Origin of the sequence: uncultured Salegentibacter sp., assembly GCF_963972535.1 — a bacterium.
GTDB lineage: Bacteria > Bacteroidota > Bacteroidia > Flavobacteriales > Flavobacteriaceae > Salegentibacter.
In genome coordinates, this window is sequence record NZ_CAXAVR010000205.1 from 1 (window position 1) to 1,803 (window position 1,803).

Genomic DNA, 1,803 nt, shown 5'->3' on the forward strand with positions numbered 1-1,803 from the left:
GATACTGCCAGTTCCCATAATAGATTATTCTTTGTAGAAGTAATGGGTAGAGACGCGGGATTTATTGCGCTAAACAGTGGAATTGGCGCAGGAGCAGAAGAAATTTTAATTCCCGAAGAAGATCTTGGTTTAGATCGTTTGCTAAACTCCCTGGAGCGCAGCCGTAGATCTGGAAAAACATCAAGTATAGTTATTGTTTCTGAAGGTGACAAAATTGGTAAAAACGTATTTGAGCTGGCAGCTTACGTAAAAGACAATTTACCTTATTACGATGCAAAAGTAACCGTTTTAGGGCATATTCAACGAGGTGGAAGCCCAACTTGTTTTGATCGTGTTTTGGCCAGTAGATTATGCGTGAAAGCAGTAGAACTTGCCCTGGACGGTCAGCAGGATATTATGGTTGGAATGATGAATAATGAAATAAAATCTATAGAACTGGTAAATGCATTAAAATCAAAACCTACAATTAATAAAGAATTACTTCGCATTTCTGATATTTTATCTGTCTAATTTATGAAAACAGTTGCAATCATTGCCCACAACGGGAAAAAGGCTGAGATGGTTCAGTTTTTAAATAACCATAGAGAAGCCCTTCAGGCCAAAAATATTACCTTAATTGCTACGGGAACTACGGGCGCAAAAACGGAATCTGCCGGTTTTGAGGTTGAAAAACTACTATCAGGCCCCTTAGGTGGAGATGCGCAAATAGCCTCCCGTATTGCCGAAGGTAAAGTAGATATGGTAATCTTCTTTAGAGACCCGCTGGACAAGCATCCGCACGAACCCGATATTTTTATGTTAATGCGTTTGTGCGATGTACACGATATTCCCCTGGCTACAAATCCCGCCAGTGCCCGTTTATTAATGCAGGCTTTCTAAAATCTAATTTATTTAATTGAAATTTTCATTCCGCTTTCTTCTATTTTTAATTACTGTTTTCTTGATCTCAACCTCCCTGGTACGGTCACAGAGCAACCAAACTGAAGCGGCTATTTTTAATATAGGAATAGGTACGGTTTTTAGTGGAATTGGTGCTGTAATTAATAAAGAACCGCAGGAAAAGTTCGGCAAAGTACTGGTTAAAGGAATGGCACAGGGTGCACTTGGCGGCTACCTAGTTTATGAAAGTAAAGTTATTGCCGGAAGAATTTCTAACCAGAAAAACCTTACTTATGGCTGGCCGGCAAAATTTATGAATTCGGCGGGAACCTCCATAATAGAAAATGCCGCTTCTAATAGAAATTTCTGGGAACAATGGAACCTGAATATTGGATTTAACCGAATTGAATTTCACACCAAAGATCGTTTTCAGCTAAAATACAGGATCCAACCGGTTTCTTTTCTTCTCACTGCTTATACCGCGGTTCAAAATAAATTTGAAGCTGAATTAAGTCTAAGAGTTGGAGAATTTGTCTTCTCAGGCAATAATACTTTTGGCTATGAGGATAATAACGATTATTACCTTGGCAGAGCCATAAGTACGGCAATATTACTCAATCCTGAAGCCGGCGGATTTAATTATAATACGGTTGCCCACGAATTAATTCACGTGTTCCAGTATCACGATTTTAATGTACTAAACGCCTATGCAAATAAACCCTTGAAAGAATTCAAAAAAGGCTCTGGCTTCTTCCGGGAAATGGATAAAATCTATCACTACGATTTTAATATTTTCGTTTTTGCCGGTTTATATAAAATGGAGCATTTTGGAAAAGATCAAAAATCTTTTGAAGGCTATTATTCCAATTATTTTGAGCGTGAAGCTTATCTTTTTAGCAATTATTAATCTTTTACCGCAATTGC

Annotated in this window: 3 protein-coding genes; all 3 read left to right on the forward strand. The window is 38.0% G+C overall.

Translation table 11 applies throughout. From position 1 onward, the window contains the following. Positions 1 to 510: 6-phosphofructokinase (locus AACZ30_RS13830; protein WP_339650101.1), on the forward strand; the 510-nt coding region annotated here is incomplete at its 5' end. Positions 511 to 513: 3 nt separating this feature from the next. After that, the gene (locus AACZ30_RS13835; protein ID WP_075326884.1) at positions 514 to 879 is read left to right on the forward strand and encodes a methylglyoxal synthase; all 366 of its coding nucleotides are present in this window, start codon (positions 514 to 516) and stop codon (positions 877 to 879) included. 61 nt (positions 880 to 940) lie between these two features. Further along, positions 941 to 1,786 (forward strand): hypothetical protein, encoded by an 846-nt coding sequence (locus AACZ30_RS13840; RefSeq protein WP_339650103.1) that lies wholly within the window; start codon positions 941 to 943, stop codon positions 1,784 to 1,786. Positions 1,787 to 1,803 lie beyond the last annotated feature (17 nt).